The organism is Vibrio sp. 10N.247.310.23 (assembly GCF_041467155.1).
GTDB lineage: Bacteria > Pseudomonadota > Gammaproteobacteria > Enterobacterales > Vibrionaceae > Vibrio > Vibrio crassostreae_C.
Window position 1 is genome coordinate 53,916 of the sequence record NZ_JBFSTZ010000018.1, and the last position, 6,915, is coordinate 60,830.

General features: G+C 42.5%; 2 protein-coding genes. One reads left to right on the forward strand and one right to left on the reverse strand.

Translation table 11 applies throughout. From position 1 onward, the window contains the following. The first annotated feature begins 87 nt into the window (after positions 1–87). Positions 88–1,281, forward strand: a complete 1,194-nt coding sequence (locus AB6D93_RS14780) for a class I SAM-dependent methyltransferase (RefSeq protein ID WP_017066319.1) — start codon at positions 88–90, stop codon at positions 1,279–1,281. A gap of 85 nt (positions 1,282–1,366) precedes the next feature. Here AB6D93_RS14780 and AB6D93_RS14785 read toward each other — a convergent pair. Beyond that, a partial coding sequence (locus AB6D93_RS14785) for an Ig-like domain-containing protein (protein ID WP_372127223.1) occupies positions 1,367–6,915 on the reverse strand: 5,549 nt, incomplete at its 5' end.

A 6,915-nucleotide genomic window follows, 5' to 3' on the forward strand; every position in this document is an offset into this window, starting at 1 on the left:
GCTGCTTGTGCAGCCCTTTCTTATTTGCTTTTCAACTGTACTTCCTCGACAATACCCCTCCTTCAAATTCAACAAACAGAGTAAATTATGACTCCTTCAATTCATCTAGCTAAAGGCCGTGACAAATCACTACGCCGTAAACACCCATGGGTATTTTCACGCGGTATCGATAAAGTCGAAGGCGAGCCAAAATCAGGTGAAACTGTAGACGTATACACTCAAAATGGTCAGTGGCTTGCAAAAGCGGCTTACTCACCGGAATCTCAAATTCGAGCTCGTGTTTGGACATTTGAAAAAGAAGAAATCAATAAAGCATTCTTCGTAAAACGAATTCAAGACGCGCAATCTTTGCGTGAAGATATCATTGAACGTGATGGTCTAACTGGCTACCGCCTTACTGCAGCAGAGTCTGATGGCCTTCCCGGTATCACAATCGACAAATATCAAGATTTCCTCGTATGCCAATTACTTAGCGCCGGAGCTGAGTTTAATAAGAACATACTTGTTGAAGCTTTAATTGAATGTTTCCCTGACTGCAATATTTATGAGCGTTCTGACGTAGCAGTCCGTAAAAAAGAAGGCTTAGAACAAGTTGTTGGCGTACTTCACGGTGAAGAACCACCTAAATCAGTGGTCATTGAAGAAAACGGTGTGAAAATCAGCGTAAACATTATCGAAGGCCATAAAACGGGCTTCTATATGGACCAACGTGATAGCCGTAAAGAATCGATGAAATACGTTAAAGGCAAAGATGTCCTTAACTGTTTCTCGTACACAGGTGGTTTTGGTCTGTATGCCCTTAAAGGTGATGCTAAGCGTGTAATCAATGCAGACGTTTCTCAATTAGCTCTTGATACAGCTAAGTTCAACGCTGAGCTGAATGAGTTCGACATCTCGAAAAAGCGTGCAGTATTCCTAAACGCAGACGTATTCAAACTACTTCGCGAATACCGAGACCAAGGCACGAAGTTCGACGTAGTGATCATGGATCCACCAAAGTTTGTTTCAAGCAAGAATAACCTAACTTCAGGCGCTAACGGCTACAAAGACGTTAACATGCTTGCGATGCAAATCCTGAAACCAGGTGGCACTCTACTCACCTACTCTTGCTCTGGCTTAATGGGTACTGATTTGTTCCAAAAAATCATTGCTGATGCAGCATTAGATGCAGGCCGCACTGTTAAATTCGTAGAACGCTTCGAGCAAGCAGCCGACCACCTAACAGACACTGCCTACCCAGAAGGTTTCTACCTGAAAGGTTTTGCTTGTAAGGTTCTTTAATCCTTGAGCTTTTGACTCTATTATTTTATATGACGAAACAGACATATTAAAAAAGGGCCTTTCGGCCCTTTTTGTTATTCATGAATTAAGAGTTTGGTAGGTTAGTCATTAGTGAATTTACTAAATTCGTCAATTCATCACCGGAATAAACACCAGAAGAATCGACGTCAAAACCACTAAGATTACTTGCTTGGCCCTGCAATACTATAGTTTGAGAACCTTGATCATTAGTAATGGTTAACTCTAGGTCTTGGTTGTTATCGCTAATCTTAGCTGACAAATGTTCAAGAACATCATCCATTGTATTTTCATCATGAAGGAGTTCAGACAAATCAATACGGTCACTGCCCACTTCAAAGTCAGTAATAACGTCTCGATAGTTGTTCAAAGGTTCATCAACCCACTTGAAGATATCATCACCGTCGCCACCAGTTAGAATGTCATCACCTAAGCCACCGATTAAGATATCGCTACCGTCGCCACCGAGTAAGATATCATCCCCCGCAGCCCCTAGTAGTACATCATTACCAGCATGACCTAAGATAATGTCATCTTGTTCAGTACCCTGGAACTGATCATCACCTGTCGATGCGTTAAACGAAGAAGTAGGTGCAACATTCACCTCACCGCTAGGGCTTAGATTTAATGTAATAAGTTGCTGTGACTGAGCGCCTTGACTGTCTTCTACAGTTACAAGGATTTCAAATGCAACCGCTTTACCGGTGTCACTTGCTGTGCTGTCACTTGATGGTTGGAAATAGTATGAACCATCTTGTGCAACTCGAAATTCTCCGTAACCAATATCAACAACCAGTTCATTCCCAACACTGTCTTTGGTAAATGTTAGACCTGTTGGCAGGTTAATGGTGTTTCCATCAGTATCGACTTTCTGAATCACTGACGCTTTGCTCTCATCAATCATTACTGCTACTGCATCTAGGCCAGATAGAGATAGCAACAACGAACCAGCAATACCGATTGTTGGACGAAGTTTTGGTAATTCCGTTGTGATTAGAGAGTCTGGTATATAAACAACTTTACCATTGTTACCAGCGACTTCTTTAAGACCACTCTCAGGCACATTATCTGAGCTACCGACTCCAACGGCAGTCACATCTTTATCGGCAATAAAGCTGTCCCAATCGCTGTTGGTATCACTGTCCCAATCGCCATTGTCTCGACCGTCACTTAAGAAGTAAACAACGTCATTGGTATCGTCAGATGACAAATTTGAAACTGGGTTAGTATTGTAACCAGCGATTGCTGCCTCTACGCCATCTTCATAATCCGTTCCGCCTTGCGCATCGAAGATACCGTTATAATTTCTCTCATCTACTTTTTCTTGAGCGGTGGTAAGAATAGCTATAGCTTCAGCTACTGTCTTCCAACCAGTATTCGTCGCTCCAGAATCAAAGTCTATTAACTGTACCAGAACATCTTCACTGCCTTCTTGATCAGCCACGTTTTGCAAGAGATTAATTGACGCTTGCAATACGTACTCAATTCTCATATCGCTTAGACCACTCGGAGTACTTGCCATACTTCCAGAAGAATCAATAATCAGAGTAATGACTGTTGTTGGTACGCTCCCGCCTTGATCTGCCATGATATCGTTAGTTTCAGCAACATTAACACTAGTACTCGCTGTTGAAACATTTTCATTCACATCTACAGCAACGACTTCAACATCAACATCTAACTGTTCACCTGAACTATCTCTTACTGCAAGATTGTCATAGCTAATATGCTGTGTAGTGTCACCTTCAATATCAATGACCCAGACAGATTCATCACCAATGGTTACGAAACCACCAAGAACATTACCAGTATCTTTATCAATAATTTCTGCAGAATCTGGTAACCCGGAAATTCTAACTTCGTCTAGGTACTCACTTCCGTCTGTATCTGCTACCGAAGCTGTTACTGTAAAGCCAACATCTTGAAGCACATTGAATGTTCCGTCTTCATTAAGTTCAACAATAGCATCTGCAAAAATTAAACGTTCAATTTGATACAGTTTATCACCAGTACTACCCCATTCAGGAGTATCACGGTTCAAACTATCCACGATAGTCCAATCATGTTGTGTCGTCGTGTCACCAACAAAAGTTAAATTGTATTCAGAAAAATCACCTTCATATACTGCAGTATCAATAGCACTTTCAGCATCCAATGAACCAGTACCACCAGAAAGATGATCATCACCATCACGGCCAACAAAAATATCAGAACCTGTACCTCCTGGGTTTGTATTAGCATCTCCAATCAAACTATCACCAGAGCTTACATCAGAACCAACGATTAAATCATTTCCTACAGTCCCCGTTGTTTGACCATACTGATTCATTACAGTATGACCAAGTTCAGCATAATCACTTTCAGTAAAACTGGTGTTAGCATCAGCATTAACAAGCTTAGTATGCAATGCATCACTAATCACAACATTTGAAGTATCACCAAATACCGCAGTAACATTAGGCTTATCAGCCACGGCATTCACAACAAGTGTTGCTGTACCTTCGCTCGACTTAGCTCCATCAGAAACAGTCACAGTAAACGGTACGCTATCGAAATGTTTATCCGAAGCTGGTGTAAACTCTGCAGAGGTCACTTTCCCTTCTGAATCTGTTACAAGCTGAACCGAACCATATGATGGGTCAACCTTGACATCTGTAATAAATGTCTGGTCTCCATCAGCATCAGTAATATTGAGCTTATCCAGAGACAAACTAACCACCTGATCTTCATTAGAAGCATCAAGCTGAGAGTCATTCAAGACTGGTGCTTTATTTGTTGAATCCTGTGTACTTGAAGTTGAAATGGTTATAACACCAGTATCGGTTCCTTTGTCACTATCTGTAGCTTCATAGGTGATTTTTTCAGAAACAATCGTATCTACAACTTCAACACCTTGCAATGTGATATTAGAGTTCGATCCATTTGATTGGTCCCCATTAACTGTGTATACACGAATCTCATCAAACCCACCATCAAGCTGGATATTTGCAGTGAATTCACCGCTTCCATCATAAACGGCAGAATTAGTATCATCATCAAAGATGTAAGGGTCATTGCCTACCTGAACACCATCTTTAAATAAGATAACTTGTATCTCAGCATCAGCAGAATTGTTATCGGCATAGTGAGCCCAGACACTACCAAAATCGATATTAACCTCAGTTACTGTTACCTCAGTGGCGTTAGAATCACCAACCTTAGTAAAGTCTATCGAGATAAAATCTTTAGTTGAAACATCAAGTTCTTTATCACCTACACCTAATCCTGACTCATTTTCCTCACTATCATAATGCAATGTTTCAGCTGTTAAATTGCTAGATGAGTCTGGTCTATCTCCATCGAAAAGACCACCAGAAATGATTACACCACTATCTAATGTATAAGATGTTTCTGAACCATTTATATTGTTAAAATCTTCTGATGCATCAAAAGACAGGTCTGAGTTTATAGTCTCATCAAGTACATATTCGATTTGGGTGTCTTCAGTTAGAACTGTATTTTCATCAACTAATGTACGAGTATCACCATCAACCACATATAAAGAACCAAGCTCAGGAAGATCAATAATCGAAAGTTGAACATCTTTATTATCAGTACTGCTTAAATCGTCTTCAGCGTCACTTACGTGAGAATCGAACGTGAACTGTGCTGTCTGCTCTGTACCTAAATCAATACTAAAACTAGATGCACTAGGGTCGATATTGGTAGATAACGCATCAGTCCCAATAAATTGCGTGCCTGCAGGCTGATTTTGATATGTTAACTCTGCATCAATATTCAGCTCACCGTCTACAACCGTATCCATATCAACATCAAAGGATAAGGAGCCAGAATCTATATCAGATTGAGTAAGAACTTTAGTTTCAGTAAGTTGACCTTCAACTTCTATCGACAGCGTGGCACCGACTGCAGCACCAGCTGGCAGTGTCACATTATATGAAACCACAGGTCTATCACTGTTAATGAATTCGTCTTCATCCCTTACAATAGTAACTGAAGGGGCAAAGAGTTCTTCAACAGTTTTACCACCATCAGTGAAGTTGAAGTTTTCAAACTCGATGAAAGTGTTCACATCACTATTGCTTTCAGTGATAGTCACTGAACCATCAGCGTTTAACTGTACTAAAGCTGAATCCAAAGAGAAATCAAACACAGCGGTATCTGTACCAGAGCCACCATCTACAACTAATCTGTCATCTATGTCGTCTACTGTGGCATTAAATTGATCATCTCCCCCACCAAGTAAGACGAAGTCATCTGTAGTTTCTTGCTGTGCTGGGTCAAAATCACCATGGTAGTAATGTACGGTATTCGATGATTCACTAGTGTTACCGTAATTATCAACTTGTTTGGCTGTAAAGAATTCGTTGTCATTAACTGACGTAGAAACCAGGTTCGATATATCAGTGGTCCAGTTACCATTACTGTCGACTGTAATCGGAGCTACATTCACCTGATTACTGTCTTCATCGAATAGTAATATTGTTAAGCCAGGCTCACCAGTACCACTCAATGTAACTTCAGAATAATCACTAGCTGCAGAATCATCTGAGATATTTGTAATTACAGGAGATTCCGGAATATCTGTGAACACAAAGTAACGCTCTGTATTAGAAGCAACAAAATCGTTACCAGCATCGTCACTTCCAGTCACAGTAGCGGTAAGATCTGCAGGGTTACCCATAATAAGATTCGAACCATGTGTGACTAACTTGAACGTATTGTCAGCTAGAACTACCGTCGAACCGATAAGAACTTTGCTATCTCCAACCCCCAAGTAAATATGTACAGTATCCCCTTCACTTGCATCACCAGAAACTTTACCTGTTATCTCTTGATCAGATGAAGCTTCTTCAGCATTAACAATACCATCACCAGTAACTTGATCGATATCTATACCTGCTCCTGCTTCGGTATCGATGATGACTTCAAGCTCGGTCGACGTCGCGCTATTGCCCGCATCGTCCGTCACTTTTACGCTCAAGTCGTAAGTGCCATCCGCCAGGTCGGCGCTCGGCGTGAAGCTCCAAGTGCCGTCTTGCTCTTCGGTCAGCGTGCCTTCTAGGGCAACGCCGTCTTTGAGCACCACGATGCCCGCTGCCACCACATCGTCATCGATGTTGCCCAGCGAGAACGTCGGCGTCTTGTCATTGGTTAGGTTGTCTGTGTCGCTGTCGCCGCTGTCGCTCGACGCCACCAGATCGATGGTCGGTTTGCTGATATCGGTATCAACCTCGTAACCACCGTCTTTGTTGTCACCGCTTGCCTCTGTCGTCGCCGTGAACGGGTTGCCCGCTTCATCGGTGCCACTCACGCTCGCCACGATGGTGCTGTCCGCATCCGCAACTAACTCGCTGCCCGGTACATTGATGCTGTAAGTGCCATCCGCTTTCACCGTGCCTGTGTAATCGGTTGAGTTGCCGTTCACCGTCAACGTCACGGTATCACCAGGTTTGGCGTCACCACCCACGGTACCCGTAATGGTCACGTCACCAGCCGCTTCCGCTGCGTTCACGATGTCGTCGCCTGCGATATCATCATCGATTGTGATGGTCGCCGCCGCTTCGGTATCGATGATGACTTCAAGCTCGGTCGACGTCGCGCTATTGCCCGCAT